Here is a 26009-nt window from a genome sequence, read left to right on the forward strand (position 1 = left end):
GATTCAATTAACACTTTAAACAACGGGGGTCTAGCAGTGTAGCTTTTTCCGGTTCTCGCGGAAACCAAAAAGCCGTTTTTTGGCAAAATTTCACCAGCATTAACATCACCGGAACCTCAATTAATACCCCCACCACAGTTGCTAAAGCCGCCCCAGAATTTAAACCAAACAGTGTCACCGCCGTAGCGATCGCTACTTCAAAATGATTACTCGCGCCAATTAAAGAAGCTGGCGCAGCATCCTCATAGGATAGCTTCATTTTCAAAGCCGCCACATAGGTAATCAAAAAGATAAAATTGGTTTGCAGAAATAGTGGCACAGCAATTAACAGAATATGCAGGGGATTTTCCACAATTAAATCACCCTTAAAAGCAAACAGCAAAATCAGGGTAATTAATAAAGCCGCCGTAGCCACAGGACTTAAATATTTGAGGAACTCTCTTTCAAACCAAGCCTTCCCTTTATACTTAAAAATCCAATAGCGAGTATACATCCCCGCCGCCAGTGGCAAACCTACATAAATCAGGACTGATAATAAAATAGTTTGCCAAGGTACAGTTAAGTTATTAGCCGACAGCAACCACCGTCCCAATGGTGCATATAAAAACAGCATCATCAGCGAATTAACCGCCACCATAACCAGGGTAAGTCCTTGGTTGCTGTAGGAGAGATAACCCCACATTAAAACCATGGCTGTACAGGGGGCAATTCCCAATAATATAGTACCGGCGATATAGGAATCAGCGATGGGAATTTCTGCCCCTCTTAATATCTCAGTTCCGGTGATAATTGGTCGAAATAACCACCCCAGAAAAAACAGCGAAAAAGCTACCATGGTAAACGGTTTAATTAGCCAATTCACTACCATTGTTAATAGCACTGGCTTAGGTGCTTTAGCCGCATTAACTGCCTGGGTAAAGTCAATTTTAACCATGATGGGATACATCATGAAAAACAGACAAATTGCGATGGGAATTGACACCTGATAAATGCTCATTGAATCCAGGGTTACGGCGACCCCTGGAAACAATCGACCCAGGACAATACCTGCTATAATACAGAGAATCACCCACAGGGTTAGGTACTTTTCAAAAACGTTTAATTTACCCCCTGCTTGCACCGCTGATTTATTGATTTGTGGTGAATCATTACTCATGTTAAATCCTGACTATTAGGACTTGGTTTAATCCCCATATCTAAATTGAGGGACTAAATACATACCCCACGGGGACCCAGAAACCTAATTAATCAGGCCTCTAGTCCCTGTCAAGTTGGGTATAGTGTCTATTATTTCAAAAAAAATTGATATGTCAAGTAGGCAGAATATCTATAATCTGGCAAAAATGGCGGAGAGCGTATGGGCTATAATCCTGTATGGTAAGTAAATACAGACAATTTTGGCAGAGCAAATTTTATCAATAAGTTGTTTAATTGCGATTATGGTCATATATAGAAATCAAAAAATATTGATATTGTCTCCTTCCCAGAGATGGCTAGTGGAGACTTGGGTTTTACCATTAGCCCCAGAGTCAGATTAGGAATAGAGGCGAAGCGTTTACTTTAGTCTTGGAATTGTAGCAGTTCAGATTGGTATCCAGGGACTTGATGCGATCGCTTTTTTGTCCTAGGTGGGAATTTGTACTTATTTTGTCCATTTTCCCAGTAGGCTGTCATCCATTGGGCCAGTATGATAACTTACTCATTGCTTTCTGCTCTGGGACGGTTAATTCGGCTAGTGCGATCGCTTAATCGTGTTGGGTACTGCCTATATTGATTTAGGATTGTGTAAATCAGCTTCATTAGTTCGTTGTCTCTGGAGTTAACCTCTGATATCAGTTTCTGGTTTTGCTTCATTAACTGCCAGACTAAAAAAACTGTAATGCCATCAGTTCCTAGTTTGACTATATCTGGTAATACGTTAGAATCCATCGTTGTTGATTTCGTTGTCTTTTAAGTTCAATTCATCAGTGCGAGACGTTGAGGCATCAAATAGGGCTGCAATGCCCGAAATAACTGCCTAGTGGGGACTCCAACCCCTTGGTTGGATATATAGCACAAGACAGGAAAGTTAGGACGTATAATGGAGAGGACGAGATGACTAAGAAGACAAAAAATGCCAGCCCCCTATAGTTATAGCATTAGTCAAGGTGGTTAGGACGCAGCTTGGAGAACGGAATCCATGGCATCATCGAGAGAATCAAACTGCTCACGTGCAATGGCGAATGCGGGCTTTCAACCACGACCAACATTTCTCTATCTTGTTGAGGTCTGGCGAATAAGGTGGTAGATAGAGCAAACGGCATTGAGCCGCCTCCACTAGCTCAGGAATCCGTCCCCCTTTATGAAACGTTGCATTGTCTAGCACTAGAGTCTGACCTGGCTTCAGTGTTGGAATTAAGATGAACTCCAACCACAACTCAAACACTGTCCGATTACAACAACCCTCAAAGCGATCGGGGGCTAAGAGTTGTTGATGACACCATGCGGCTATATAGCTCACCCTGCCCTGCCTCTTCCCGGATTTGAGGGCATCGAAGCGTTGTCCTTCCTCGCAGTAACCATAAGGGTAATCCGAGTCTTGACTATTCATGCCAGCTTCATCGAGGTAAACCAACCCTTCCGACTCCATATGTTCAATCTGAGCAATAAACTCCTCTCGCTGTTGCTCATCACCTTCTTGGTAGCCGTAAGTTTTTTTCTGGTGAAGCCAATTTTCTTCAAGGCTCTGGATATGGTGCGAGGAGAGATGTCGTCATCCCAAAGTTCAGCCATTGGAGCGGAGGTTTGATCGCCATGCTCTTGGGCAAAAGCCTTGAATTTATGCCAGTCGGTAATTTTGTGGTTATTGCCAGGTCGGTGATTAGGTTTAGGGAGGAAGTCTCCGGTCTGTGCTTTTCTTTGCAGCCAGAGATTAATGGTGTTCCGGCTGACATGGAAAACTTGACTGGCTTCTGTTTTGAGCATACCGTCTAGTTCAATTGCATCAATAACTTTTTGTCTGAGGTCGTAACTATAGGGGGCTGGCATTTTTGGTCTTCTTAGTCATCTCGTCCTCTCCATTATACGTCCTAACTTTCCTGTCTGGTGCTATACCTGTGCCGTGAATGTGGTCGCCAATTTCGAGAAAATCCCTGTCCTGGAGGTTACAGTTCTGATGTCAAAGAGCTTTGTGTGAAAATGTCCCTCAATGGCATGGGATTTCGAGCCATTGAGAGAGTCACTGGTATTTCTCACAACACAATACTTAACTGGGTTAGAGTTGCAGAAACCCAGATGTGATGAGGAAAACTATGAAATTCCTGAAATAGCTCAAATTGATGAGCTTCAGACTTTTGTGGGTTCAAAAAAAACCATCTGGGTCTGGACAGTTGTGAATACCAAACTGCCTGGAATTCTGAAGTTTGTCATAGGCGACCGCTCATTGCTGAATTAGGGGTCGAGATAGACCTCACGGTCTACCCCTCCCATTCAGCAGCAGAACCGTACATGAGAATTTCACCTCATACGGCTCCTAGTTTGACCGTCTCCTTGTTAAGAGTACAGCATCATCTCTTCATCAAGAGCTGTTTTATCATCGTGACAATGGCGATGTAATAGTTGAAGATTCTTGTATTCATCCTTTCCGCCTTGGCTTCTAGGTACAATATGGTCTACTTCAATAAAGTCTGACGGGGTAAAGAATTGCCCACACCAGGTACATCTACCTTTTGGTTTCTTGAGTAGTTTTGCAACTCTATTTGGCGTATCGATTGCTTGTCCTTTCCTGTTTGCCCAGTAAGTCCAATTTCCGTCATAAAGTGTTGCTTCCGGGCGTATTAGGGTGTGTCTGACAATTGGAGTCCACTTATGTTTCCATAATTGGATTCCATCTTTGGTCTGGAATAACCAAGATTCATGCCTTTCTTTCCCATTGCTAAGTTTAACCATTCCATGTCTGAAATAGTTTCCTAGCTTTTCGTAACTTGCCTTTTGGCATCTTGATTTTGTCCATGCCCGTAACATTTGCCAAACTATGTTGTCTAGCTTATTGAAGGTCTCTGTTGAGACTACCGCTGAATAATAATTTGTCCATCACCGAATCATCGGGTTTAGATGTTTAATCAGGGCTGATTGAGGTGCAGTTTTAGATTGTTTAATTACACCTTTTATCGCTTATGTGTGGGCAACTGCTTTTGGGCTGGGTTTTATGTGGGTTTTATGTCCGATTAATCGGCTCTTACGTCCCCCTGTTTTTCCAGTTTTATATTTTCCTACTGGGTATTGCCTGATATTGAATCCGAGGAAATCAAACCCAGGTTCTTCTGTTTTGCCATTAGACTCAATAGGTTTGAGTGTGTGACCAATTCGAGTCTTTTCGGGTTTAATCTCTAATCCTACAGGTTTTAACCATTCGGTGATAGCAGTTTTGCACTGTTCAATGATTCCTAGGTCTTTGGAGATTACCACGAAATCATCGGCGTATCTTATAAGGTTTATCTGAGTGGTTGTTCCTTTGTTAGGATACATTTCTTTAACTAGCCTTTCCATTCCCAACAGTGCGATGTTGGCGAGTATTGGACTTATTACCCCTCCTTGAGGTGTCCCTGTTTCTGTATCCTCTAATACACCGTTATCTAGCACGCCGGCTTTGAGCCATTGTTTCAGGTCTCTTTTTAGGCTACTTGGACAATGAATTTTGGACAGTAGGTAATCATGGTTCACGGTAAGAGCATTTTGCTATATCGGCATCGAGAACATAATATTGTCCTCGATTTATGGCAATATAAATTCTGCCAATTGCGTCATGGGCGGACCGTCCGGGACGGAACCCGTAGCTTGTACCTTCAAATCTCGATTCCCATTCAGGTTCGAGAGCCGACTTGACCAAGGCTTGCCTTGCTCTATCTTGGATTGTGGGTATTCCTATTCCAGCTTTTTTCATCCCTGCCAGGTTTTGGTATCCACACCCGTCGCAGTGGTTTTGCTTTGATATTTCCCTTAATGTTCTCCACAAGCTCAAACCTTTGTCTTGGAGAGATTACTCTTACTCCATCAACTCCGGCTGTCTTCTTGCCTTGACCCGCCTGGGGGGCGGGTTTATTAAGCTGACTGTTGGGAAGCATGGCTGACCGTGGAACCCGCCCCTACAGTCGCACTGCTAGGAGCCGGGCATAATATGACTTCACCAATAGACGTTGCCATCTTCGTCCCTTAGCGTCTTGTCCCGATTTAGCTGCTTGAAATATACTCTTTTGGAGCTTGAATACTTTCCGTTGAACCTTAGTCCATGGGATTGTCTTCCATGCGTTGTTCGTAGTCTTGATTGGTTTTGGTTTTCCCAACCCTTTCTTTAAACTCGCTATCGCCATTTGTACACCTACTAAACTCTATTCCTTACAATCAAACCGTGACCTGTTAGCATATCCCTACTATTACAGCAGGGTGTTGGCTTTTGGTCACATCTCACATCCTCCGAGACTTGCGGTTACACTTATCCCTACTGATATTTCGACCAAATAATCAGAGTCTAGGAGGACTTAAAACGTTCCATTTATATGGGCATTCCATCTTGAGATTTGTCCTTTCCACCGGGGTACTTTTAAAGGTCTGTGTAGGTGATGAAAAGATTACCCTACTTTTCCCCTTACTCTTTTGAGCGCAGCGTATCAACCTGTTTCGCTGCTCAATAATGACGATGGTTCAAGCCGGACATTCGGTTTCCCTAATCATGGATGGTTGGCAGTGGTCGCATCTGGTAGTAGGTTCTACTTCACCCCTTCCGTTCCCCGCTTCAGTCCTGGGGTTATGATTCCCAAAACTGGGGGTGGCTGTCGCCGTTACTCTTTACTCCCTGATTTCTCAGTTGGTTCATGACCTTGAGTTCCCTGCCTTGTTTGGATTTTTCCAAACGTCGGGACATATAAACAGTTATGAGGATGGTCAGGAGAGATCTCCTTATATTCAACCAAGGGGTATAAATCCTCACCAGGCAGTTATTTCGGGCATTGCAGCCCTATTTGATGCCTGAACGTCTCGCACCTTTTACCACATTATGGCAAATGATTCAGGGCTGGGCTTGTTTTCTATATATTACGGACGGATACAAAGTTTATCCTTGCTTAATTGAGGATTGCAATCATCTAGTCAGCAAAACGGCTATGACAAGAGTAGAATGAGAAAACTGCCGTCTGAGGCACTATTTAGCCAGGCTACATCGCAAAACTTTGTGTTATTCCAAGTCCACTGAGATGTTGTACAAATCAATTCGCTTACTTATCTATTATTTGAAGCATGGACAACTTCCTCCGTTCTCTTCATCATTCCTCACTGTGCAATACCGAAATTCGAGCTGGGTAGGTTGGGTGAAACCCAACATCACTGAGAGATGTTGTTGTTGGGTTCCCCTCCTCCACCCAACCTACTAAATAGGCTCGGCGTCGGAAATGCGATCGCCCTACTCACTTTCGAGGAATTCGACCTGGGTAGGTTGGGTGAAACCCAACATAACTGAGAGATGTTGGTGTTGGGTTTCGTTCCTCCACCCAACCTACTATAGCACCAGACAGGAAAGTTAGGACGTATAATGGAGAGGACGAGATGACTAAGAAGACCAAAAATGCCAGCCCCCTATAGTTACGACCTCAGACAAAAAGTTATTGATGCAATTGAACTAGACGGTATGCCCAAAACAGAAGCCAGTCAAGTTTTCCATGTCAGCCGGAACACCATTAATCTCTGGCTGCAAAGAAAAGCACAGACCGGAGACTTCCTCCCTAAACCTAATCACCGACCTGGCAATAACCACAAAATTACCGACTGGCAAAAATTCAAGGCTTTTGCCCAAGAGCATGGCGATCAAACCTCCGCTCAAATGGCTCAACTTTGGGATAACGACATCTCTCCTCGCACCATATCCAGAGCCTTGAAGAAAATTGGCTTCACCAGAAAAAAAAACTTACGGCTACCAAGAACGTGATCAGCAACAGCGAGAGGAGTTTATTGCTCAGATTGAACATATGGAGCCACAAGAAGTGGTTTACCTCGATGAAGCCGGCATGAATAGTCAAGACTCGGATTACCCTTATGGTTACTGCGAGGAAGGAAAACGCTTCGATGCCCTCAAATCCGGGAAGAGGCAGGGCAGGGTGAGCTATATGGCCCCATGGTGTCATCAACAACTCTTAGCCCCCGATCGCTTTGAGGGTTGTTGTAATCGGACAGTGTTTGAGTTGTGGTTGGAGTTCATCTTAATTCCAACACTGAAGCCAGGTCAGACTCTAGTGCTAGACAATGCAACGTTTCATAAAGGGGGACGGATTCCTGAGCTAGTGGAGGCGGCTCAATGCCGTTTGCTCTATCTACCACCTTATTCGCCAGACCTCAACAAGATAGAGAAATGTTGGTCGTGGTTGAAAGCCCGCATTCGCCATTGCACGTGAGCAGTTTGATTCTCTCGATGATGCCATGGATTCCGTTCTCAAGGCTGCGTCCTAACCACCTTGACTAATGCTATACCCCTTCTTTTCCCCGTACTCTTTTGATCGCAGCGTATCAACCTATTTCGCTACTAGAGTATTACGATGGTTCAAGCCTGACATTCGGTTTCCCTAATCATGGATGGTTGGCAGTGGTCGCCTCTGGTAGTAGGTTCTACTTCACGCCTTCCGTTCCCCGCTTCAGTCTGACGGGTGTGAACCTTGAAACTGGGGGTGGCTACCGCCGTTACTCTCAACTTCCTGCTGTACATAACACCAGCGTTGGTATTGCACAGTGAGGAATGATTAAGAGAACGGAGGAAGTTGTCCATGCTTCAAATAATAGATAAGTAAGCGAATTGATTTGTACAACATCTCAGTGGACTTGGAATAACACAAAGTTTTGCGATGTAGCCTGGCTAAATAGTGCCTCAGACGGCAGTTTTCTCCTTCTACTCTTGTCATAGCCGTTTTGCTGACTAGATGATTGCAATCCTCAATTAAGCAAGGATAAACTTTGTATCCGTCCGTAATATATAGAAAACAAGCCCAGCCCTGAATCATTTGCCATAATGTGGTAAAAGCCAGCAATGAGCGGTCGCCTATGACAAACTTCAGAATTCCAGGCAGTTTGGTATTCACAACTGTCCAGACCCAGATGGTTTTTTTTGAACTCACAAAAGTCTGAAGCTCATCAATTTGAGCTATTTCAGGAATTTCATAGTTTTCCTCATCACATCTGGGTTTCTGCAACTCTAACCCAGTTAAGTATTGTGTTGTGAGAAATACCAGTGACTCTCTCAATGGCTCGAAATCCCATGCCATTGAGGGACATTTTCACACAAAGCTCTTTGACATCAGAACTGTAACCTCCAGGACAGGGATTTTCTCGAAATTGGCGACCACATTCACGGCACAGGTAACTCTGTTTTCCCTGACGATGACCATTTTTGACTACTTTATGGCTTTGGCAATAAGGACAATCCATCTTGATTTATTTGAGAATATCATTTTCTATTATGCAACAGCGCAAAAACGATATGAGATCCCGTCAAGCCCAGGAAGATGATACCAGGGAACACAACGGGGAATTATCCCCTATGCCCGCCGGGTTTCCAGTCCCGCCCAAAAAGCAAAGGGCGCGAGGCAAATTACAAAGCTATAAGTTGGTTGCGAGTTGTCTAATTGGGTTAATTTTGGGGAGTTTAACCTGGTGGCGTTTAAATTCAAGACCGGGGAATATTAGCCGTTAGTCAGCGGTTTTTGGTGGTGCGATCGCATTCCCGCCGCCGGTTTTGGTGAGGTGGTGCGATCGCATTCCCGCCGCCGGTTTTTTGTAGTGCGATCGCATTTTCACCCAATTTCACCCAATTTCGATCTCGAATAAGACGCCCAATGTAGGGGCGGGTGCAGCAGTCAGCTATCGAACACACCAGCCAGCTATATACACCCGCCCTTTCCTTTCCCCACGGCGGTTTTTTGTAGTGCGATCGCCTTGAGGATAGGTGATTGTTAGAAGATATTTTACCCAAATGTGGCGGGTTCAGTCCGCCGCCAGGTGTTTTGCTGTAGATAGAGTAGAATAGTTAAAGTAAAGTAACTCACCTTAAATTTTCACTCATGTACCAAACATTCATTGATCTTGATGAGCTAATAATTCTATGTATAGATAAGTCAGCCAAAAAGTTTCTTCAGGAAGCTGTAGCTTGTTACCGCGCTGGGGCATATCGTTCTTGTATTGTTTCTACCTGGAATGCTGTTGTATTTGACTTCATCCACAAATTAAGGCAGCTAGACCAGGTAGGGAATGGTGAGGCTTATCAGCTATTGCAGCAGTTTGAAAACATGAGTAAAAACTCTGATGTCAAAGGACTTTGGAAGTTTGAGTCGGATATTCCTAATATAGCAGAAAGCAAATTTGCACTTATTTCACCTATAGAAAAAGCAGATATCACAAGATTGTGTGAAGATAGAAGTCGATGTGCTCATCCATCAATGGCATCTCTGGAAGAACCATTTGAGGCGACAGCAGAATTAGCGCGTTATCATATGCGGAGCGCAGTCACATATCTCTTGCAGCGCCCTCCAGTTCAAGGTCGTTTGGCTCTAAATATAATTTGGGAAGATATCAAGTCTGTTTACTTTCCTACCAATCCAAATCAGGCAGTTCAATATTTCCAAAAAGGACTTTTGGCTCGTCCTCGGGTTTCTCTAATCAAAGACATTGTTATCGGATTAACTAGGAGTCTCTTAACAGAAGATCTCCCAGAAGATGAAAAGGAGAGACAGTTTTCTGCACTGAATGCTGTAGCTAGAATGCACAGAGAGAATGTCGGAAATATTTTAACTGAAAATCTGTCTTCTATTATTCTTGATGAAGTCACTGACGAAAATTGGCCAAAAGTGATTACATATCTTCGTAGAGTGGATAATGCTGTGGAAAACTTGAGCGATCCATGTAGATTGAAGGCAATAAGGTTCATCGAGAAGATGAACGTCGCCAGTGGCATAAACTGTCAGGATAAAGAGATATTAGCGAATGCTGCTTATATTGATTTTCTTATGGATTCTGTACAAGTAAAACTGAAAGAAGCCTCACCAGATGAAGTATTAAATTTGATGGAAAGATTGCCTTATGAATCCAATAAATTCAAAGTCATTTTGAATGATAGCATCGAAGCATTTATTAAGAAATTTGAACGAGTTACTAGTTTCCAGGAATCTCTGAACTGTGTAGACAAGTTTTATCCAATTTACTCATTCTTGTCACCAACACACAAGGAATCTATTCTCAACGCCTTTTGCAACAATCATCAGATTTATGGGTCATATAAAAGTCCATGGGTGATCACAAATATTTTTCATGAGGATACAAAAAATGGTTCTCTTCTTGAGTCTTACTGGTTATCGTTTCGGAAAAAACTTGATGAGAAATTCCCCGACAGATTCGAGGATTTGAAAAAACTTATCGACTCTTACAAGGACAAGTTTTAGAGGTGGCGAGTATTGTTGAATAGAATACAAGCTAACAACCGTGTTGCAGCGGACGGTTTAGATATATAGTTGTTGAATCAAAGGAGATCTGCCACCGCTGAAAATGTGGTTTCTGTTGGGAAGGCTCCGCTCACCCGTTGGTTTTTCTCAGAGATGAGGCGATCGCCTTTTCACCCAATTTCGACCTCGAATAACGCGCCCAATGTAGGGGCGTTAAAGAAGAAGGGCAGGTGCAGGTAGTTGGCTGGTTTTCCCCGTGGTGTTAAAGAAGAAGAAGGGCGGGTGCAGGTAGTTGGCTGGTTTTCCCGATGGCGGATCTAGCACCCGCCCCTACTAGCCCTTTCCCCACGGTGGTTTTTTGTGGTGCGATCGCATTTTCACCGAATTTCACCCAATTTCGACATTGAATAACACGCCCAATGTAGGGGCGGGTGCAGCAGTCAGCCATCGAACACACCAGCCAGTTATATACACCCGCCCTTTCCCCACGGTGGTTTTTTGTGGTGCGATCGCATTTTCACCGAATTTCACCCAATTTCGACATTGAATAACACGCCCAATGTAGGGGCGGGTGCAGCAGTCAGCCATCGAACACACCAGCCAGTTATATACACCCGCCCTTTCCCCACGGTGGTTTTTTGTGGTGCGATCGCATTTTCACCGAATTTCACCCAATTTCGACATTGAATAACACGCCCAATGTAATGTAGGGGCGGGTGCAGCAGTCAGCCATCGAACACACCAGCCAGTTATATACACCCGCCCTTTCCCCACGGTGGTTTTTTGTGGTGCGATCGCATTTTCACCCAATTTTGACATTGAATAACACGCCCAATGTAATGTAGGGGCGGGTGCAGCAGTCAGCCATCGAACACACCAGCCAGTTATATACACCCGCCCTTTCCCCGGCGCCGTTTTTTGTGGTGCGATCGCATTTTCACCCAATTTTGACATTGAATAACACGCCCAATGTAATGTAGGGGCGGGTGCAGCAGTCAGCCATCGAACACACCAGCCAGTTATATACACCCGCCCTTTCCCCGGCGCCGTTTTTTGTGGTGCGATCGCGTTTTCACCCAATTTCGACCTCGAATAACGCGCCCAATGTAGGGGCGGGTGCAGCAGTCAGCTATCGAACACACCAGCCAGTTATATACACCCGCCCTTTCCCGGCGCCGTTTTGGTGGTGCGATCGACTAATGGCTGAGGGAAGCGAGCGAAAAAAAGGCTATCTACCGAGTTTCGATAGTGATGATTATAGCACAGAATTAAGCAATCTGGCGGAGCAAATTTGTCATTCTCCCGACCCAGTAAAAGCCTCAAAAGATGCGCTAAATCCTTCGGGATGTGGCAAACTCAAAGAGTTTTTTAGGCAACTATTTCAGTCATCTCCATCTATCTAAGTTAACTGAATGTACCCCCTGAAAGAAATCACGCTGCAACTGTTTCTGTATGACTTACGGGAAGGGTTAGGACAAACCTCAGAAAGCATAGATTTTAATCGCTATTATTTTTGGCGGCGGTTTCATCATGACCTGCAAAAACCATATAGTAACTTAACGCCAGAAAATAAGCAAAAACTGGAAAAATATGCTAACCGCGAAAACCCCGAAAGCGATATTGTGTCGTTAGACTATCGAACAACCTCTAATGTGGATAGAATATGTGTTAGTGGCATCGCAATTGGGGGATAGCTATAGTTTAATCGTTGATGCCTATGATAGCGAATATCATAAAACCAGTTTAAGTCAACTGAAAAAATACATTCAGGAAAGGATTAATAACACTCCCTCAAGCCTAGGTAAAACTTGGTTATTGTGGGGTCAACTTGACGGGAAATATTCCCCAGATAAAGTTAATGAAATTGCCGACAAGAGTTATACAGAAATCGCCAATAAACCCCTACCCTGGAAAAAAGATAATCAATTGAGTTTCCCAGGGAATAAACTGTTAGGGGACGATTTATTTGAAATAACCCAGTGAGTTTCGGTGACAGATTGGGAAAATTTACTGATACTGATTGATAATGAAAAACCGGAAGACCTGCGAAATTATCCCTGGTTAAATGATGAACATAAATCACTGCTGACAAAGGACATTCAAAACAGTTTAGGAGAATGCCATTATTTAATTTGGCTATTACCAGCAGAGTGCGACTTAAAGGCAGTGCAAGATAAAATTAGGGAAATACAGACCCATTTTCATCGCCTGTTATCCTATCGCCATAAGATTATTTGGGCTTATAGCCAAAGTCGGATTTTGAAACGCCGATTAAAAGACAATTATCAAACGATTCAAAAATCGGTCTTAACAATTCGCCAACAGCGGAAAGACCCGGAAGATTTACAAAAGGCTTTAGAAGATACGCTAGAAATATTAGGGAATTATGCGATCAATTTAAGTAAACTGCATTCCCAGTTAAGGACAATTACGATTAATTTAACCAACTATCGACAAAGGTTAAAATAATTTGCGAAGCTAGACCCAAATTGTCAGTTAACTACGTTTGCTGAGTTTAGTAAATTGGCAGAACAAAAGTATGAAAGACAGGTAAAAACGGACTATGAGAGTTTAAGTCCGGGGATGATTTTATTAGAAAATCTGATTAAGACGATTGAGGGAATTGTGGAAATTAATCAAGCGAAAAGAGAAGATCGGCTGGAAAGGGCGATCGCTGCTGCTAGTATAGGAGTGGGTACAGCGTCGGCGGCGGCTTCATCAATCGCGAATTATTCGGAGGGTATATTAACGGAAATTGCCTCGTTTGTCCCGTTACGGAATAAGACGGAAGCGCCAACGATTCATCCGGTATCAACGGCGAGTTTTGCTTTTATTGCTAGTTGTCTAATTGGGGCATTTTGGGGAGTTTTAACTTGGTGGATTTTAAATCGAAGACCTGGGAAGATTAGCCGTTAGGAGAATCGTCAATCAGAGTATCTGACCAAAGCTATGAGGACAAAAATATCTCTTGATGTGACTGATAGTCCGTAGACTTATCGTCCACAATGGGTAATTATGACTCTATGGAAAAATCAAAAGCAAAAACCTTAAAAGCCTTGGGATTTCTGATTAGACAGCATAGAAGGGCTGTGGGTATTTCTCAAGAAGAACTAGGGCTACGTTGTGACCTAGACCGCACGTATATATCTGGTCTAGAGCGTGGTGTCAGAAATCCTTCTCTTACGGCTATTGTGGCTCTTGCTGAGGGCTTAGGAATAACCGTATCTCAACTTCTGGATAACTTAGAAATAGAAATAACTAGGACTGAATGAATCGCAATTTAGTGGCTAATTTTAAATCCCAATTAAAACCAGGTTCTTCTCAGTTAAAGGTGTTCAGTTTGCTGTCAGATCAGAAGTGGCACTGTCGCACTTATGAAGGTAAGCAAGTAGCATCGGAGCAATACGCTGGAGGTGGTGGAATTCAAGGACTAGAGCGCGGAACTAAAAGTCGTCCGGGGCTACATCTTGAGACCAAACGGGATTTCTGTAACATCTGTAATAAAAAAACCAGATGGGATAGATGGACTGGGCAAATAAAACCGTCAAATGCTCCGGCTATTATTCCCCCAAAATTAGCCGACAGAATTTTGAAACTTTATGATTATAAAGACGTTATTGCAAATCGAAAAAGACCAACCCATGAGTTAGTGATTGATCACCGTTTTCCTATGCAGCGTTGGGGTAAAGCCGAACCTAGTCATGACATAAACATGAACGAAAACGAAATCAAAAGCAAATTTCAACTTCTCAAAAAAGATAGTGCTGGCAACCACAATTTACTGAAATCCAGAAGTTGTGAAAGATGTATGAAAACTGGTAAAAGAGGGCAGCCCATGGGTATCCACTTCTAGTATTCTGGGGGTGATAACTGGCCTGATAATATTCCTCCATTGGGAGCGGAAGCAGAAGGTGGTTGTATAGGTTGCGGTTGGTATGATTTTGAGTCATGGCGTAATGCTCTTAATGCAACATTAGCTGAACATAAGTAAGCTGTTTTTCGGAGACAACTATATTTTCAGCCTCATTTTCAGCCTCTGTGACAATCCTATTTAAGTAAGGAATGAGTCCATAGCCAATACACTCTGCTAGACGTGGAGGAACAGCATTTCCAATTTGCCACATGGCTTTTTTCATGGTTCCTTCAAAGATAAAAGAATCAGGAAAGGTCTGTAATCTAGCCATTTCTCGCGCTGAAATCACCCGATTTAGATGGGGATGAATATGAGTCCCCCCGTGATTCTCTTTGATGGTCATACTAGATTTTCCGGGATACTGTCGCTTAAAAGCATCAACATAGGTTTGATACAAAGAACCTCCTGGAGGTACTTTTGATATCCGCTCCATATATTCGGGAGAATGACGAGTCCATTCATGATTAATACTGGGAATGGGTTGGTAAGCTGGTAGATCGGAAATTGCTGATTCAATTGTCTGATACTCCTCTGGAACTAATTGAGGATATGGATAAGGATTTTTCATTCCGAAACGATTAGCTATAAAAATAGCTCTAGGCCTGATTTGGGGAACACCATAGGCAGCAGATTCAAGAATTGCTACGGAAATATTGGTGTAACCAATGGCTTCAAAAGCAGCAAAAATAGCTTGTTTAATTGTGCCTTTTTTGAGGGTTAAAATGCCGGGTACATTTTCCATAACGACATACCAAGGACGCACTTCAGCAACAATGCGAATAAATTCTTGAAATAAATGGTTGCGAGGATCATTGGGATCGCGCTTCCCAGCGACAGAAAAACCTTGACACGGTGGCCCGCCTACGACGAGATGAACTGAAGGAGAACCAATTTTAGATAGCCACTGGTGAGGATTAAAATCATTAACATCCCCACAAAAATGATGACAATTGGGAAAGTTTCTCTGATGAGTGGCGGAGGCAATTGGGTTAATTTCTACACTAGCTACTGGATTAAAACCAGCTTGCCAAAAACCCTGCGTGATTCCCCCTACACCAGAAAATAGATCGATAAAGTTATAGGTTTGCAGTGGTTGGGATACGGGATTAATATCAACTTGAACTTGATAAGGATCGCGTTTGGTTGTGGCTAATTCACGCTGAATTCTTTGATAACGCCCTAATTTAGCTTTTTTCTGCTTCCTGGTGCTGTTATCTTTTGGATCATCTGGAAACAAGGATAATTGTAGGTCCATGACTTGAAAAATAAAGGCTCTATAACCATTATAGTGACAGATAGTATACATAATGTCAAGACTGAGATCAAGTCGAACCTTTTGTTAACAAGAATAACGCGCCCAATGTTGGGGCGTTACAGAAGAAGGGCGGGTGCAGGTAGTGGGCTGGTTTTCCCGATGGCGGATCTAGCACCCGCCCCTACTAGCCTTTTCCCCGCCCCCGTTTTGGTGGGAAGAGCGATCGCCTTTTCACCCAATTTCGACCTCGAATAACGCGCCCAATGTTGGGGCGTTACAGAAGAAGGGCGGGTGCAGGTAGTTGGCTGGTTTTCCCCGTGGTGTTACAGAAGAAGGGCGGGTGCAGGTAGTGGGCTGGTTTTCCCCGTGGTGTTACAGAAGAAGGGCGGGTGCAGGTAGTGGGCTGGTTTTCCCGATGGCGGATCTAGCACCCGCCCCTACTAGCCTTTTCCCCGCCCCCGTTTTGGTGGGAAGAGCGATCGCTCTTTCACCCAATTTCGACCTCGAATAACGCGCCCAATGTAATGTAGGGGCGGGTGCAGCAGTCAGCCATCGAACACACCAGCGAGCTATATACACCCGCCCTTTCCCCGCCGCTGTTTTGGTGGGAAGAGCGATCGCATTTTCACCGAATTTCACCCAATTTCGACCTCAAATAACGCGCCCAATGTAATGTAGGGGCGGGTGCAGCAGTCAGCCATGGAACACACCAGCCAATTATATACACCCGCCCTTTCCCCACGACGGTTTTGGTGGGAAGAGCGATCGCATTTTCACCGAATTTCACCCAATTTCGACCTCAAATAACGCGCCCAATGTAGGGGCGGGTGCAGCAGTCAGCCATCGAACACACCAGCCAGTTATATACACCCGCCCTTTCCCCGCCGCCGTTTTGAACAGGTGGTGCGATCGCCATTTCACCCAATTTCGACCTCAAATAACGCGCCCAATGTAGGGGCGGGTGCAGCAGTCAGCCATCGAACACACCAGCCAATTATATACACCCGCCCTTTCCCCACGACGGTTTTGGGTGGTGCGATCGCATTTTCAGCCAATTTCACCCAATTTCGACCTCGAATAACGCGCCCAATGTAATGTAGGGGCGGGTGCAGCAGTCAGCCATGGAACACACCAGCCAATTATATACACCCGCCCTTTCCCCACGGCGGTTTTGGTGGTGCGTCGCCATCCCTAGTTGGTCGGTTTCCCCGGTAACTGGTCGGATGCGACACACCCGACGGTTTTGGGGAACAATCCGCCAACCGTCTAAACCCGCCCATTAGCCCTAGAGCGAGACTATTTTAAATGTAATAGTCTTGAAGGGCTTTAACATCTAGGGGGTGTTTCTGGAGCGATCGCAAAGCGGATATAGTGGCTTTAGCGCCAGCGATAGTGGTAATAATGGGGACTTTGTAAGCCAAAGCCGATCGCCGGATAGTAATACCATCAGCCCGCGCTTCCGACCCCGAAGGGGTGATAATCGCCAACTGTACCGCATGGTTTTTAATAGCATCCAACACATTAGGGCGACCCTCATGGAGTTTCAACTCCAGGTCAACCTTAACCCCATGTTCCCATAAAACCTTGCGAGTGTTGATGGTAGCGGTCACCTTAAAGCCCAGATCCAGGAAATCTTGAACCACAGGAACGATCGCCTCTTTATCGCGGTCATTGACAGAGACAAACACCGTCCCAGACATAGGTATCACCTGACCCGCCGCCAATTCCGCCTTAGCAAAGGCGCGTCCGAATTCCGTATCAATTCCCATAACTTCTCCAGTCGATCGCATTTCTGGACCGAGGAGGACATCCGTACCTGGGAACTTAGCAAAAGGCAAAACCGCCTCTTTCACCGACACATAATCAGGAATTTTCTCCTGAGTATATCCCAACTCTGCCAAAGTCTTGCCAGACATCACTCGCGAAGCCATTTTAGCCAAAGGAATACCGATCGCCTTAGACACAAAAGGAACCGTCCGGGAAGCGCGGGGGTTAGCCTCCAGAATATAAACCTGTTCACCTTGTACAGCAAACTGAATATTCATCAGACCCACCACATTCAAAGCCTTAGCCAATTGAATAGTCTGGCGGCGAATAGTAGCGAGGACAGTTTCTGATAGAGTTTGGGTAGGAATGGAACAAGCCGAGTCCCCGGAGTGAATCCCCGCCTGTTCAATATGTTCCATAATCCCACCAATGACGACATTTCCGGTATGGTCAGCGATCGCATCAACATCGACCTCAACGGCATTTTCCAGGAACTTATCAACCAAAATCGGGTGATCCGGTTCCACCAGCACCGCAAAAGTCATATATCGTTCCAATTCCTCATCAGAATAGACGATTTCCATGGCGCGACCCCCCAACACATAGGAAGGACGCACGACCACCGGATAACCGATACGACCCGCCACCGCGAGAGCCTCCTCATAGCTGCGAGCCATTCCATTCGCCGCCTGTTGAATATTCAACTCCCGGAGAATTTTCTCGAAGCGTTCCCGGTCCTCAGCGGTATCAATAGAGTCCGGGCTAGTCCCCCAAATTTTAGTTTTGAGGGTCGATTCTGACAAGGCTTTTTCGAGGGGAACCGCTAGTTTTAAGGGAGTCTGACCGCCAAACTGAATGACAATACCTAGTGGTTCTTCCGCCTCAATGATATTAAAAACATCCTCCTTGGTCAAGGGTTCAAAATAAAGGCGATCGCTGGTGTCGTAGTCCGTGGAAACCGTCTCCGGGTTGGAGTTAACCATAATGGTGATATAGCCATCATCGCGCAACGAATAGGAAGCGTGACAGCAACAATAGTCAAACTCAATCCCCTGACCAATGCGGTTTGGTCCGCCGCCGAGAATCATGACTTTGGGGCGGTCGGAGGAGATCATTTCGTCCTCTTCCCAATAGGTAGAATAATAGTAAGGGGTGGTAGACTCAAATTCCGCCGCGCAGGTATCCACCATTTTATAGGCAGGTTTTACCCCTAAACCCTTACGATATTTGCGGACTTCATCTTCGGTGGTTTGACTCGCAAAAGCAATTTGGCGATCGCTAAAACCTTGGCGCTTAATCGCCAGCATATCGTCATGATTAATTTCTGTCACAGGAGTGCGTTTTAAGAATTTCTCCGTCTCCAGCAATTGCTGCAACTTATCCAAAAACCAAGGGTCAATCCCGGTTAACTCATAAATCTCCTCTACCGACATTCCCAATAACATCCCATAGCGGAGTGTTATCATTCGGTCAGGGTTAGGAGTTCTCAAACCCGAACGGATCGTATCTAAACTGGGGACTTTTTCGTTGGTATTAAGTCCCCAACCCGCTAAACCCGTTTCTAGCGATCGCATAGCTTTTTGGAAGGACTCGCAGAAAGTGCCACCAATAGCCATCGCCTCACCCACCGATTTCATTTGGGTAGTCAATACTGGTTCAGCACCTGGGAACTTCTCAAAAGTAAACCGGGGAATCTTTGTTACCACATAATCAATAGTTGGTTCAAAAGAAGCCGGAGTTTTTTTGGTGATATCATTGCTAATTTCATCGAGGGTATAACCCACAGACAATTTTGCCGCAAACTTAGCAATAGGGAACCCAGTCGCCTTAGAAGCCAAAGCCGAAGACCGACTCACACGGGGGTTCATTTCAATGACAATCACATCCCCATTAACCGGGTTCACGGAAAACTGAATGTTAGAACCCCCTGTTTCTACCCCAATTTCGCGGATAATTTTAATCGCCGCATCCCGCAATCGTTGATATTCCTTATCCGTGAGGGTTTGCGCCGGAGCGACCGTAATAGAATCCCCAGTATGAACCCCCATAGGGTCGAGGTTTTCAATGGAACAGATAATCACCACATTATCCGCCAAATCCCGCATTACCTCTAACTCGTATTCTTTCCAGCCAATTAAAGACTGTTCGACTAAAATCTGGGACATGGGGGAAGCGTCCAACCCACCCATCGCCAATTCCTCGTATTCTTCCTGATTATAAGCAATACCGCCCCCTGTACCCCCCATAGTGAAGGCGGGACGAATAATCAGCGGATAAGTCCCAATTTGCTCTGCGATCGCCCTGGCTTCATTGAGGTTATTCGCAATACCTGACGGACAGCAGGCTACCCCAATTTTCTCCATCGCCTGTTTGAACAGGAGACGATCTTCGGCTTTTTCAATCGCATCTAATTTAGCGCCAATCAGTTCAACTCCGTATTTGTCTAAGACCCCATTTTTCGACAAAGCTACGGCAATATTTAACGCTGTCTGACCCCCCATGGTTGGTAATAAAGCGTCGGGACGTTCCGCCTCGATTACTTTTTCGACAATTTCTGGGGTTAATGGTTCAATGTATGTCCGCCGGGCCGTCTCTGGGTCGGTCATGATTGTGGCTGGGTTAGAGTTGACCAGAACTACATCATATCCTTCTTCTCGTAGGGCTTTACAGGCTTGAGTCCCTGAATAGTCGAACTCGCAGGCTTGTCCGATTACAATGGGACCCGAACCCAGCAGCAGAATTTTTTTTAGGTCGTTGCGTCGCGGCATATCTCTTAACTATCCGTTATTCGGTTATCTGTGAAGTACCCTACCACCACCTGGGTCAGAACAGGCTGACGCATTGGCTGTAGGCTTCCTGCTTCTCCGACAATTCCCCCGGCTATTAGTTTATAGCTGGGGTCTCCCATCGTCTCCACAGGCCTAAACGCCACTTCCTGGCGCTTAAAAATCATAACTTAGACTTAAATTTAACTGAACATCATCAGCCTAATTTTAGATCCGATGCCCAATTATGGGCGATCGCTCACTGTAATCAATGCCAGGGTACAATCTCAACTCCCGCCTAAATGTTCAGACTGAACTTGACAAGTGCGATCGTACTACTACCCTAGAACCGGAAAATCAACTAACAACCAGTAATAATGATTGTAGACATGACGAGAAAACTCCCATGATTATCAGTGTATACATATCTAAATTAATCCTCTTTTTAACAATCCAATAACAGTATATGAAAAAATGTGTCTAATTCCACCACCTAGCCATTAACAATAGCCTAAATTACCCAATTTCGAGGTTCTACCAATCAGCCATGAGTTGTGATCACAATTTCCTGAATCATCTATAATCAGTAAAGACAAGGCTGATGTCAGGGAACTGATTAAATACTGATGGTGGTGAACTTATTTCATCTTCTGGCTGATATTGGTGTATCGTTACTGATGGATTGACCGATCGCCCTCATTAATGAGAAAATAGTCTAACAATCCCTTATTATCCCAAACATCCTTATGCCTAAACCTAGTTCATACGCGGTTCATCTTTTGATTCAGGGGGGACACCGGGAAGAGGTCCGGTTCAGGACGATCCAGGATTTTCAGACCTGGTACACTAAAGTTCTGATTCCTAAGCACACTGATACCGATTTTCTCAATGTCCCGATTAAAACCATTGAAGGTGAGTATCTGGTAGTTCGTCCCTCTAGTATTATGGGGATTCGCGTCGAACCCATTTATACTAGCAGCATAGAACGCGACGAAGTAGAATGAAACCAAAATCCGCTCAGGTCATTGGTATTGATTTAGGGGGGACGGCGATTAAACTGGGACTGTTTGAGGCGGACGGTTCCTGTAACCAATCCCTGACGGTGGCAACTCCACAACCCGCTACCCCGGAAGCTTTGTTGGCAGCAATACTAAACGCTATATCACAAATAACAGCCCCTGTCGAGTCTTGGGCGGCGATCGGGGTGGGTTTACCGGGACCAGTAGATGGGACGGGGCGGATCTCCCAGGTAGCCATTAACCTAGAGAATTGGCGGGATGTTCCCTTAGCAGACTGGCTGGAAGAAAAAACCCAAAAGCCAGTAATCATGGCTAATGATGCTAATTGTGCGGGGTTGGGGGAAGCCTGGTTAGGGGCGGGACGAAATTTTGATAATCTGATTATGTTAACTCTGGGGACAGGAGTTGGCGGGGCGATTATCCTCAATCGTCAGTTATTTGTGGGTCATCGCGGCGCGGCGGGGGAGTTGGGATTAATTACTTTGAACCCCGATGGACCCCCTTGTAATAGCGGAAATCAGGGTTCTCTGGAACAATATGTCTCTGTACAAGCTATCCGCCGAGAAACGGGTGATCACCCTTCTGACCTAGCTGAAAAGGCGATCGCAGGTGATTCCCAAGCCTTAGCCTATTGGGAAGAATATGGGCGACGGTTAGGGGCGGGTTTAGCTAGTTTAATTTATGTTTTGACTCCAGAAGCGGTCATTTTAGGCGGTGGTATTAGTGCGGCGGCGAATCTATTTTTACCAACCCTCTGGGAGGAAATTCAACGCCGAGTTTTACCCACTTCTCGGGAAGGGCTACAAATTTTGACCGCCGAATTAGGAAATCAGGCGGGTACTATAGGGGCGGCGCGACTTGCTTTTCAGATAATTAATAATTAATAATTAATAATTAATAATTAACATGATTTCCTGAAGTCAATGCTAACTCAATGTATATATGCTATTATCAATCAATCCGAGAATTACCTGTAGATAAATCCTAAACTATGATCCGCCTTTCTCGACAACAAGCCAAGACGGCACTTGTTCAACTCAGCGATCGCTTTCAAGCTACCGACTACCATAGTGATCATCTGGCTATTCGCACTAAAGCCGCCTATGCAATGGGAGATTTTGGCGGTGCTATTCCCGGCTGTATGCAAGTCTTCTTTTTGCTGTTTTTCTTGACTAATATTGCGGGACTTGATGCAGGTTTAGCAGGTAGTGTATTATTACTTGGTAAAGGATGGGATGCTATCAGTGATCCGATGATTGGTTGGTTAAGCGATCGCACCCAGTCTCGTTGGGGAAGGCGTTACCCTTGGATGATAGTAGCTTCTATTCCTTTGGGTATCTGCTTTTTCCTGCATTGGGTTGTACCTCCTGTTAGTGGCTGGCTACTATTCGGCTATTATGGCTTGATTACCATCCTATTTTATACCGCATTTACCGCCGTATTTCTTCCCCTCGGTGCTTTGGCGGCTGAACTTACCCAAGACTATGACGAACGTACCAGTTTAATCAGCTTTCAATCAGCTTTTAAAATTGGCGGAAGTCTATTTACTTTAGTGTTAGCCCAGGTTTTATTTGGATTATTTGAATCTCCCCAATTGCGATATCCTTTATTGGGTAGTTTGGGGGGATTAATGGCGATGATATCTGTCTATATATGTGTTTTCGGAACCAGTAAACGCTACTTTAAACAAGAAGCTAAACGATTGGCAATCACCCGACCTCCATCATTACCATTTTTACAACAAATTCGCATTGCCTTTAGTAACAAACCCTTTCTTTATGCCATTGGGATTTATTTATGTTCCTGGTTGGGAGTACAGGTAACCGTTGCTATTCTACCCTATTTTATAGTAGATTATATGCAACTAGCCGATCGCCACTTAACCCAAATGGCATTATTAGTGCAAGGGGTATCCTTACTGGGTATGGCTTTCTGGAATGCGATCGCCCAAAAAGTAGACAAAAAAACCGTCTATTGTTTAGGCATTCCCTTCACCATGTTAGCCGGAGTCGGACTATTTATGCTGCAACCCGGACAAATGCTGACCATGTATGGTTTAGGTGCGATCGCTGGATTTGGAATAGCTACCGCCCACCTAGTCCCCTGGTCAATTTTACCCGATGTTGTCGATCTCGATGAACTCAACACCGGACAGCGACGGGAAGGCATTTTTTACAGTTTTATGGTAATGTTACAAAAACTAGGAATTGCCCTATCCCTATTTATTGTCGGACAAATTCTCAGCCATGCTGGACTGTTAGCCACAGCCGGTTCCAAAGAAGCAATCAGCCAACCCGAATCCGTATTATGGGCAATTCGCCTGATGGTAGGTCCCATTCCCATTGCCTTTTTATCAATGGGGTTAGTATTAGCCTATTTTTACCCAATTACTCGCACCGTCCACGCCGCCATTCGTCTACAATTGCAACAACGCCACGACTAAATAACTACCAATGATAGGGGCGGCTGGTAGGGGCGGGTGCTAGATCCGCCCCGGTAAAAACCCGCCAACTTACGGAACCCGCCCTTCTTATGTAACACCCCGGTAAAAACCCGCCAACTTACGGAACCCGCCCTTCTTATATAACGCCCCGGTAAAAACCCGGCAACTTACGGAACCCGCCCTCACCTACGGTAAAAACCCGGCAACTTACGGAACCCGCCCTCACCTACGGTAAAAACCCGGCAACTTAAGGAACCCGCCCTTCTTCTTATGTAACGCCCCGGTAAAAACCCGGCAACTTACGGAACCCGCCCTTCTTATGTAACGCCCCGGTAAAAACCCGCCAACTCACGGAACCCGCCCTTATTCTGTTCGGAACCCAGATATAGCACAAGACAGAAAAGTTAGGACGTATAGCACATGACCCGATATCGGGAATGGCAATCGGGAACTCGTCAACGTCGGGATGCCAAACCTCCCGTCCTCAATCCCAACAGTGGCTGTTATCCGACCCTGTATCGAGGTAATTGCTATAAACGACCTGGCTATGACCGCATCGAAATCAAGGTCTTTAACGGAACCGATGGGGTCTGGACAAACGTTGGCATAACCAGCCTACGAGAACGGCATACCGTGGACAGCAACGTGCGAGATGTTCAGGCATGAAATAGGGTTGCAATACCTGAAATAACTGCCTGCTGGGACTTGCACCCCTTGGTGGAATATAAAGGACTTGATGTGAAAGTTAAGAAACCTTGACAATCCCATAACTATATATGTGTTCCAACATCTGGGTGCGAGACCAGATAAAGGCAGAGAGACTCAAGGTCAAGACTGAGCGGAAGAAAGAGGGAAGTTGTGACCCCCTTGAGTATAAAGCAAGGTTGAGAGTAACGGCGGTAGCCACCCCCAATCTTAGGAATCACAATCCTAGGATTGACGCGGGGAACGGAAGGCGTAACAGAGGAACCTACCTCTAACTCGACCACTGCCAACCATCCAAGATTAGGGAAACCGAATGTCCGGCTTGAACCATCGTAACTACGGAGTAGCGAAACAGGTTGATACGCTGCGCTCAAAGAGTAAGGGGAAAAGTGGGAGTTTGTTGCAGCTACCCAGAAGCAACGTTTCGTTGTGCACAGACCTTTAAAGTACCCCGGTGGATAGGACGAATCTAAAGATGGAATGCCCGCATATATGGAACGTTTAAACCCCTCATTGGCTCTCAAGTGGCAGGATGTACCTGCACAGTAGTGAAAAGTGTAAGCGTAAGCCTTTAAGGGGAAGGGATGTGACTGAAAGCTAAGGCCTAATTGTAATGGTTAGGATATGCCCACTAGTCACGGTGTGGATATAGATACTGCAATCAACAAGAGTTTAATGGCGAAAGCGAGTTTAAAGACTATCGTGTGCATATAGCTCTATAAGTTGAAGTACGAAAGCAGGGGGTGGTAACCCTGTTCCCGATGTCAAAAGGGGTATCTACATCAGGAGCCGTGTGATGTGAAAGTATCAAGCACGGTTTTGTATGGGAGTTTGGGAAGGTGACTTCCCTCTCGACCCCTACCAAGCTGCTGTCACCGTCCCTTATCTTCAATGAGCAAAAGAGGACTTGTCATCTCTCAGTTCCATTTGAGTGTCATCCACCTCAACGGGAGGGAGAGGGTCGAGTTGTAAGTGTTGACCTGGGTATCAACACCACCGCTACTGTGGCAGTCGTGAATTTTGACGGCACTGTAACCTATCGGGAGTTTATTCACCCAGCCAGAGACATAGACGAAGTCGCCGCAGCCGCTCGAACCTGCGTCCAGCGGAACGGCGACCGTCGAGATAAGCGGCTGAAATCGGTATCTAAACGAGCTAGTAAGACGATGGGGCTAGGTGGAAGTCTCCAGAAAGGCTTCTGCTCTCATACCTACCGCAAATGCCGTAATATCAACCGTCAAATTGGGCAAATTGTCTCGAAGCGTATCGTGCAGATTGCCCAACAGTTCAATGCCGATGCTATTGTCTTTGAGAACCTGAAAGGATGGAAAGCTAAGGGGGGGCGCAAGCGCTCTAACCTTCGCCAACGCTTTCATGGATGGCTTAAAGGTATGATTCGAGATTTGACTGAGATGAAGTGGCAAGAGATAGGCGGTAAGGTCATTGATGTCGTAGCTCCACCTAAAAGTTGGCTTATGACGGTAGTGGAGTCGAAAGGGCGAGACTCCAACAACTATGCTCTGGCTAAATTTTCCTCGGGCAAGCGATACAATGCAGACCTCAATGGGGCGCTCAATATTGCTGCACGAGGCATTCTTCAGCTCACTCGCCGAAAGGACAGTGAGGAGCCCTCGATCCAACGTTCGAGGGCGATCGCCTAGAAGCTGGGCTTGTTTGTGTGACCTGTGGACTAG

General features: G+C 45.3%; 35 protein-coding genes and 5 pseudogenes. 20 read left to right on the forward strand and 20 right to left on the reverse strand.

Translation table 11 applies throughout. The features are described from left to right. Nucleotides 1–7: 7 nt before the first annotated feature. The 3 genes and pseudogenes from arsB to N39L_RS22490 form a co-directional block, all read right to left on the reverse strand. Nucleotides 8–1156 carry an ACR3 family arsenite efflux transporter gene (gene arsB / locus N39L_RS22480; RefSeq protein WP_014276436.1) on the reverse strand — a complete coding sequence of 383 codons (1149 nt, stop codon included), beginning with the start codon at nt 1154–1156 and terminating at the stop codon, nt 8–10. A 539-nt stretch (nt 1157–1695) separates the two neighbouring features. Then, the gene (locus N39L_RS22485; protein ID WP_014276437.1) at nt 1696–1929 is read right to left on the reverse strand and encodes a hypothetical protein; all 234 of its coding nucleotides are present in this window, start codon (nt 1927–1929) and stop codon (nt 1696–1698) included. A gap of 222 nt (nt 1930–2151) precedes the next feature. After that, nucleotides 2152–3027, reverse strand: a pseudogene (locus tag N39L_RS22490) (IS630 family transposase). A gap of 63 nt (nt 3028–3090) precedes the next feature. On the opposite strand from N39L_RS22490, the pseudogene N39L_RS22495 reads away from it, so the two are divergent. Next, nucleotides 3091–3427: pseudogene (locus N39L_RS22495) on the forward strand (IS1 family transposase); the annotation flags it as partial. Nucleotides 3428–3531: 104 nt separating this feature from the next. On the opposite strand, the gene N39L_RS33370 reads toward N39L_RS22495, so the two are convergent. The 5 genes from N39L_RS33370 to N39L_RS22515 form a co-directional block, all read right to left on the reverse strand. Beyond that, on the reverse strand, nt 3532–4002 hold the full coding sequence (locus tag N39L_RS33370; protein WP_014275814.1) for an HNH endonuclease: 471 nt from the start codon (nt 4000–4002) through the stop codon (nt 3532–3534). Nucleotides 4003–4152: 150 nt separating this feature from the next. Further along, nucleotides 4153–4701 (reverse strand): reverse transcriptase domain-containing protein, encoded by a 549-nt coding sequence (locus N39L_RS33375; protein WP_014275813.1) that lies wholly within the window; start codon nt 4699–4701, stop codon nt 4153–4155. Continuing rightward, a complete protein-coding gene (locus tag N39L_RS22505; protein WP_014275812.1) occupies nt 4691–4921 on the reverse strand; it encodes a reverse transcriptase domain-containing protein in 231 nt (76 codons plus the stop codon). The genes N39L_RS33375 and N39L_RS22505 overlap by 11 nt, the downstream gene beginning before the upstream one ends. Beyond that, complete coding sequence (locus tag N39L_RS22510; protein ID WP_014275811.1) at nt 4881–5102, reverse strand: hypothetical protein; 222 nt, start codon at nt 5100–5102, stop codon at nt 4881–4883. The genes N39L_RS22505 and N39L_RS22510 overlap by 41 nt, the downstream gene beginning before the upstream one ends. A gap of 21 nt (nt 5103–5123) precedes the next feature. Further along, on the reverse strand, nt 5124–5348 hold the full coding sequence (locus N39L_RS22515; protein ID WP_014275810.1) for a reverse transcriptase N-terminal domain-containing protein: 225 nt from the start codon (nt 5346–5348) through the stop codon (nt 5124–5126). 663 nt (nt 5349–6011) lie between these two features. Here N39L_RS22515 and N39L_RS22520 point away from each other — a divergent pair. Beyond that, a pseudogene (locus N39L_RS22520) lies at nt 6012–6293 on the forward strand (IS1 family transposase); the annotation flags it as partial. Nucleotides 6294–6595: 302 nt separating this feature from the next. Next, nucleotides 6596–7473, forward strand: a pseudogene (locus N39L_RS22525) (IS630 family transposase). A gap of 91 nt (nt 7474–7564) precedes the next feature. On the opposite strand, the gene N39L_RS22530 reads toward N39L_RS22525, so the two are convergent. Together N39L_RS22530 and N39L_RS22535 are read right to left on the reverse strand one after the other, a co-directional pair. Beyond that, nucleotides 7565–7726, reverse strand: coding sequence for a hypothetical protein (locus N39L_RS22530; RefSeq protein ID WP_162097045.1), 162 nt, complete (start codon nt 7724–7726; stop codon nt 7565–7567). A 34-nt stretch (nt 7727–7760) separates the two neighbouring features. Continuing rightward, a protein-coding gene (locus N39L_RS22535) for an IS1 family transposase (protein WP_148261871.1) occupies nt 7761–8442 on the reverse strand; the annotation gives its coding sequence in 2 pieces (ribosomal slippage) (nt 7761–8189 and nt 8191–8442; 681 coding nt in all). Nucleotides 8443–8494: 52 nt separating this feature from the next. On the opposite strand from N39L_RS22535, the gene N39L_RS22540 reads away from it, so the two are divergent. Together N39L_RS22540 and N39L_RS22545 are read left to right on the forward strand one after the other, a co-directional pair. Then, on the forward strand, nt 8495–8707 hold the full coding sequence (locus tag N39L_RS22540; RefSeq protein ID WP_231851985.1) for a hypothetical protein: 213 nt from the start codon (nt 8495–8497) through the stop codon (nt 8705–8707). Between the two features lie 367 nt (nt 8708–9074). Next, nucleotides 9075–10448 (forward strand): hypothetical protein, encoded by a 1374-nt coding sequence (locus tag N39L_RS22545; protein ID WP_014276446.1) that lies wholly within the window; start codon nt 9075–9077, stop codon nt 10446–10448. Nucleotides 10449–10710: 262 nt separating this feature from the next. Here N39L_RS22545 and N39L_RS22550 read toward each other — a convergent pair whose 3' ends face one another. The 4 genes from N39L_RS22550 to N39L_RS22565 are packed head-to-tail and all read right to left on the reverse strand — an operon-like array spanning nt 10711 to nt 11402. Further along, nucleotides 10711–10839 (reverse strand): hypothetical protein, encoded by a 129-nt coding sequence (locus tag N39L_RS22550; protein WP_286131452.1) that lies wholly within the window; start codon nt 10837–10839, stop codon nt 10711–10713. After that, nucleotides 10836–10979: a hypothetical protein gene (locus tag N39L_RS22555; protein WP_162097046.1), complete on the reverse strand. Its 144-nt coding sequence runs from the start codon at nt 10977–10979 to the stop codon at nt 10836–10838. Before N39L_RS22555 ends, N39L_RS22550 begins: the two co-directional genes overlap by 4 nt. Continuing rightward, entirely contained in the window at nt 10976–11119 is a 144-nt protein-coding gene (locus N39L_RS22560) for a hypothetical protein (protein ID WP_162097046.1), read from the reverse strand. The genes N39L_RS22555 and N39L_RS22560 overlap by 4 nt, the downstream gene beginning before the upstream one ends. Next, nucleotides 11106–11402 carry a hypothetical protein gene (locus N39L_RS22565; protein WP_193353194.1) on the reverse strand — a complete coding sequence of 99 codons (297 nt, stop codon included), beginning with the start codon at nt 11400–11402 and terminating at the stop codon, nt 11106–11108. The genes N39L_RS22560 and N39L_RS22565 overlap by 14 nt, the downstream gene beginning before the upstream one ends. A gap of 245 nt (nt 11403–11647) precedes the next feature. Between N39L_RS22565 and N39L_RS22570 the strand changes: the two genes are divergently transcribed. From N39L_RS22570 to N39L_RS22600, 7 genes are all read left to right on the forward strand, one after another. Beyond that, nucleotides 11648–11851 (forward strand): hypothetical protein, encoded by a 204-nt coding sequence (locus N39L_RS22570; protein WP_237766099.1) that lies wholly within the window; start codon nt 11648–11650, stop codon nt 11849–11851. Nucleotides 11852–11860: 9 nt separating this feature from the next. Next, nucleotides 11861–12142 carry a hypothetical protein gene (locus N39L_RS22575; protein WP_006615985.1) on the forward strand — a complete coding sequence of 94 codons (282 nt, stop codon included), beginning with the start codon at nt 11861–11863 and terminating at the stop codon, nt 12140–12142. Then, nucleotides 12120–12431: a hypothetical protein gene (locus N39L_RS22580; RefSeq protein WP_126277527.1), complete on the forward strand. Its 312-nt coding sequence runs from the start codon at nt 12120–12122 to the stop codon at nt 12429–12431. The genes N39L_RS22575 and N39L_RS22580 overlap by 23 nt, the downstream gene beginning before the upstream one ends. A 6-nt stretch (nt 12432–12437) precedes the next feature. Next, the gene (locus N39L_RS22585) at nt 12438–12917 is read left to right on the forward strand and encodes a hypothetical protein (RefSeq protein ID WP_014276450.1); all 480 of its coding nucleotides are present in this window, start codon (nt 12438–12440) and stop codon (nt 12915–12917) included. Between the two features lie 54 nt (nt 12918–12971). Further along, nucleotides 12972–13364: a hypothetical protein gene (locus N39L_RS22590; protein WP_014276451.1), complete on the forward strand. Its 393-nt coding sequence runs from the start codon at nt 12972–12974 to the stop codon at nt 13362–13364. A gap of 89 nt (nt 13365–13453) precedes the next feature. Then, nucleotides 13454–13720, forward strand: a complete 267-nt coding sequence (locus N39L_RS22595) for a helix-turn-helix domain-containing protein (RefSeq protein WP_006616740.1) — start codon at nt 13454–13456, stop codon at nt 13718–13720. Then, nucleotides 13717–14301, forward strand: a complete 585-nt coding sequence (locus tag N39L_RS22600; RefSeq protein WP_006616739.1) for a hypothetical protein — start codon at nt 13717–13719, stop codon at nt 14299–14301. Before N39L_RS22595 ends, N39L_RS22600 begins: the two co-directional genes overlap by 4 nt. 109 nt (nt 14302–14410) lie before the next feature. Here N39L_RS22600 and N39L_RS22605 read toward each other — a convergent pair whose 3' ends face one another. The 4 genes from N39L_RS22605 to N39L_RS22620 all read right to left on the reverse strand — a co-directional run bounded on the left by N39L_RS22605 (nt 14411) and on the right by N39L_RS22620 (nt 16677). Further along, nucleotides 14411–15667, reverse strand: a complete 1257-nt coding sequence (locus N39L_RS22605; protein WP_006616738.1) for a DNA cytosine methyltransferase — start codon at nt 15665–15667, stop codon at nt 14411–14413. Between the two features lie 321 nt (nt 15668–15988). Then, nucleotides 15989–16255, reverse strand: a complete 267-nt coding sequence (locus N39L_RS22610) for a hypothetical protein (RefSeq protein WP_035738106.1) — start codon at nt 16253–16255, stop codon at nt 15989–15991. After that, entirely contained in the window at nt 16242–16403 is a 162-nt protein-coding gene (locus N39L_RS22615; protein ID WP_014276455.1) for a hypothetical protein, read from the reverse strand. The genes N39L_RS22610 and N39L_RS22615 overlap by 14 nt, the downstream gene beginning before the upstream one ends. Nucleotides 16404–16533: 130 nt before the next feature. Continuing rightward, nucleotides 16534–16677 (reverse strand): hypothetical protein, encoded by a 144-nt coding sequence (locus N39L_RS22620; RefSeq protein ID WP_157888730.1) that lies wholly within the window; start codon nt 16675–16677, stop codon nt 16534–16536. 60 nt (nt 16678–16737) lie between these two features. Between N39L_RS22620 and N39L_RS22625 the strand changes: the two genes are divergently transcribed. Beyond that, nucleotides 16738–16899 (forward strand): hypothetical protein, encoded by a 162-nt coding sequence (locus tag N39L_RS22625; protein ID WP_158307564.1) that lies wholly within the window; start codon nt 16738–16740, stop codon nt 16897–16899. 18 nt (nt 16900–16917) lie between these two features. On the opposite strand, the gene carB is transcribed toward N39L_RS22625, so the two are convergent. Both carB and N39L_RS22635 read right to left on the reverse strand, forming a co-directional pair. Next, a complete protein-coding gene (carB, locus tag N39L_RS22630) occupies nt 16918–20151 on the reverse strand; it encodes a carbamoyl-phosphate synthase large subunit (protein ID WP_014276456.1) in 3234 nt (1077 codons plus the stop codon). A gap of 5 nt (nt 20152–20156) precedes the next feature. Further along, nucleotides 20157–20336 carry a hypothetical protein gene (locus tag N39L_RS22635; RefSeq protein ID WP_035738108.1) on the reverse strand — a complete coding sequence of 60 codons (180 nt, stop codon included), beginning with the start codon at nt 20334–20336 and terminating at the stop codon, nt 20157–20159. Between the two features lie 83 nt (nt 20337–20419). Between N39L_RS22635 and N39L_RS22640 the strand changes: the two genes are divergently transcribed. From N39L_RS22640 to N39L_RS22670, 7 genes and pseudogenes are all read left to right on the forward strand, one after another. Next, a complete protein-coding gene (locus N39L_RS22640) occupies nt 20420–20608 on the forward strand; it encodes a hypothetical protein (RefSeq protein WP_006623268.1) in 189 nt (62 codons plus the stop codon). 286 nt (nt 20609–20894) lie between these two features. Continuing rightward, nucleotides 20895–21152 carry a hypothetical protein gene (locus N39L_RS22645; protein ID WP_006616856.1) on the forward strand — a complete coding sequence of 86 codons (258 nt, stop codon included), beginning with the start codon at nt 20895–20897 and terminating at the stop codon, nt 21150–21152. After that, the gene (locus N39L_RS22650; RefSeq protein WP_006616857.1) at nt 21149–22051 is read left to right on the forward strand and encodes an ROK family protein; all 903 of its coding nucleotides are present in this window, start codon (nt 21149–21151) and stop codon (nt 22049–22051) included. Before N39L_RS22645 ends, N39L_RS22650 begins: the two co-directional genes overlap by 4 nt. Nucleotides 22052–22158: 107 nt before the next feature. Next, nucleotides 22159–23610 (forward strand): MFS transporter, encoded by a 1452-nt coding sequence (locus tag N39L_RS22655; RefSeq protein WP_006616858.1) that lies wholly within the window; start codon nt 22159–22161, stop codon nt 23608–23610. Between the two features lie 417 nt (nt 23611–24027). Next, nucleotides 24028–24255: pseudogene (locus N39L_RS22660) on the forward strand (transposase); the annotation flags it as partial. A gap of 131 nt (nt 24256–24386) precedes the next feature. Continuing rightward, the gene (locus N39L_RS22665; RefSeq protein ID WP_035735778.1) at nt 24387–24590 is read left to right on the forward strand and encodes a hypothetical protein; all 204 of its coding nucleotides are present in this window, start codon (nt 24387–24389) and stop codon (nt 24588–24590) included. A 564-nt stretch (nt 24591–25154) separates the two neighbouring features. Next, on the forward strand, nt 25155–25976 hold the full coding sequence (locus N39L_RS22670; protein WP_014276457.1) for an IS200/IS605 family accessory protein TnpB-related protein: 822 nt from the start codon (nt 25155–25157) through the stop codon (nt 25974–25976). The last annotated feature ends 33 nt before the right edge of the window (nt 25977–26009 follow it).

Source organism: Limnospira platensis NIES-39 (genome assembly GCF_026000695.1).
Classification (GTDB): domain Bacteria; phylum Cyanobacteriota; class Cyanobacteriia; order Cyanobacteriales; family Microcoleaceae; genus Limnospira; species Limnospira platensis.

Coding starts and splice junctions, on each gene's coding strand:
- N39L_RS22505 (WP_014275812.1), bottom strand. CDS start 4,921: ATGAAAAAAGCTGGAATAGGAATACCCACAATCCAAGATAGAGCAAGG.
- N39L_RS22635 (WP_035738108.1), bottom strand. CDS start 20,336: ATGATTTTTAAGCGCCAGGAAGTGGCGTTTAGGCCTGTGGAGACGATG.
- N39L_RS22510 (WP_014275811.1), bottom strand. CDS start 5,102: ATGCTTCCCAACAGTCAGCTTAATAAACCCGCCCCCCAGGCGGGTCAA.
- arsB (WP_014276436.1), bottom strand. CDS start 1,156: ATGAGTAATGATTCACCACAAATCAATAAATCAGCGGTGCAAGCAGGG.
- N39L_RS22605 (WP_006616738.1), bottom strand. CDS start 15,667: ATGTATACTATCTGTCACTATAATGGTTATAGAGCCTTTATTTTTCAA.
- N39L_RS22650 (WP_006616857.1), top strand. CDS start 21,149: ATGAAACCAAAATCCGCTCAGGTCATTGGTATTGATTTAGGGGGGACG.
- N39L_RS22600 (WP_006616739.1), top strand. CDS start 13,717: ATGAATCGCAATTTAGTGGCTAATTTTAAATCCCAATTAAAACCAGGT.
- N39L_RS22530 (WP_162097045.1), bottom strand. CDS start 7,726: ATGTACAGCAGGAAGTTGAGAGTAACGGCGGTAGCCACCCCCAGTTTC.
- N39L_RS22665 (WP_035735778.1), top strand. CDS start 24,387: ATGTGTTCCAACATCTGGGTGCGAGACCAGATAAAGGCAGAGAGACTC.
- carB (WP_014276456.1), bottom strand. CDS start 20,151: ATGCCGCGACGCAACGACCTAAAAAAAATTCTGCTGCTGGGTTCGGGT.
- N39L_RS22645 (WP_006616856.1), top strand. CDS start 20,895: ATGCCTAAACCTAGTTCATACGCGGTTCATCTTTTGATTCAGGGGGGA.
- N39L_RS22485 (WP_014276437.1), bottom strand. CDS start 1,929: ATGGATTCTAACGTATTACCAGATATAGTCAAACTAGGAACTGATGGC.
- N39L_RS22640 (WP_006623268.1), top strand. CDS start 20,420: ATGCCAGGGTACAATCTCAACTCCCGCCTAAATGTTCAGACTGAACTT.
- N39L_RS22575 (WP_006615985.1), top strand. CDS start 11,861: ATGTACCCCCTGAAAGAAATCACGCTGCAACTGTTTCTGTATGACTTA.
- N39L_RS22515 (WP_014275810.1), bottom strand. CDS start 5,348: ATGGCGATAGCGAGTTTAAAGAAAGGGTTGGGAAAACCAAAACCAATC.
- N39L_RS22545 (WP_014276446.1), top strand. CDS start 9,075: ATGTACCAAACATTCATTGATCTTGATGAGCTAATAATTCTATGTATA.
- N39L_RS22595 (WP_006616740.1), top strand. CDS start 13,454: ATGGGTAATTATGACTCTATGGAAAAATCAAAAGCAAAAACCTTAAAA.
- N39L_RS22565 (WP_193353194.1), bottom strand. CDS start 11,402: ATGTCAAAATTGGGTGAAAATGCGATCGCACCACAAAAAACGGCGCCG.
- N39L_RS22540 (WP_231851985.1), top strand. CDS start 8,495: ATGAGATCCCGTCAAGCCCAGGAAGATGATACCAGGGAACACAACGGG.
- N39L_RS22625 (WP_158307564.1), top strand. CDS start 16,738: ATGGAACACACCAGCCAATTATATACACCCGCCCTTTCCCCACGGCGG.
- N39L_RS22570 (WP_237766099.1), top strand. CDS start 11,648: ATGGCTGAGGGAAGCGAGCGAAAAAAAGGCTATCTACCGAGTTTCGAT.
- N39L_RS22655 (WP_006616858.1), top strand. CDS start 22,159: ATGATCCGCCTTTCTCGACAACAAGCCAAGACGGCACTTGTTCAACTC.
- N39L_RS33370 (WP_014275814.1), bottom strand. CDS start 4,002: ATGTTACGGGCATGGACAAAATCAAGATGCCAAAAGGCAAGTTACGAA.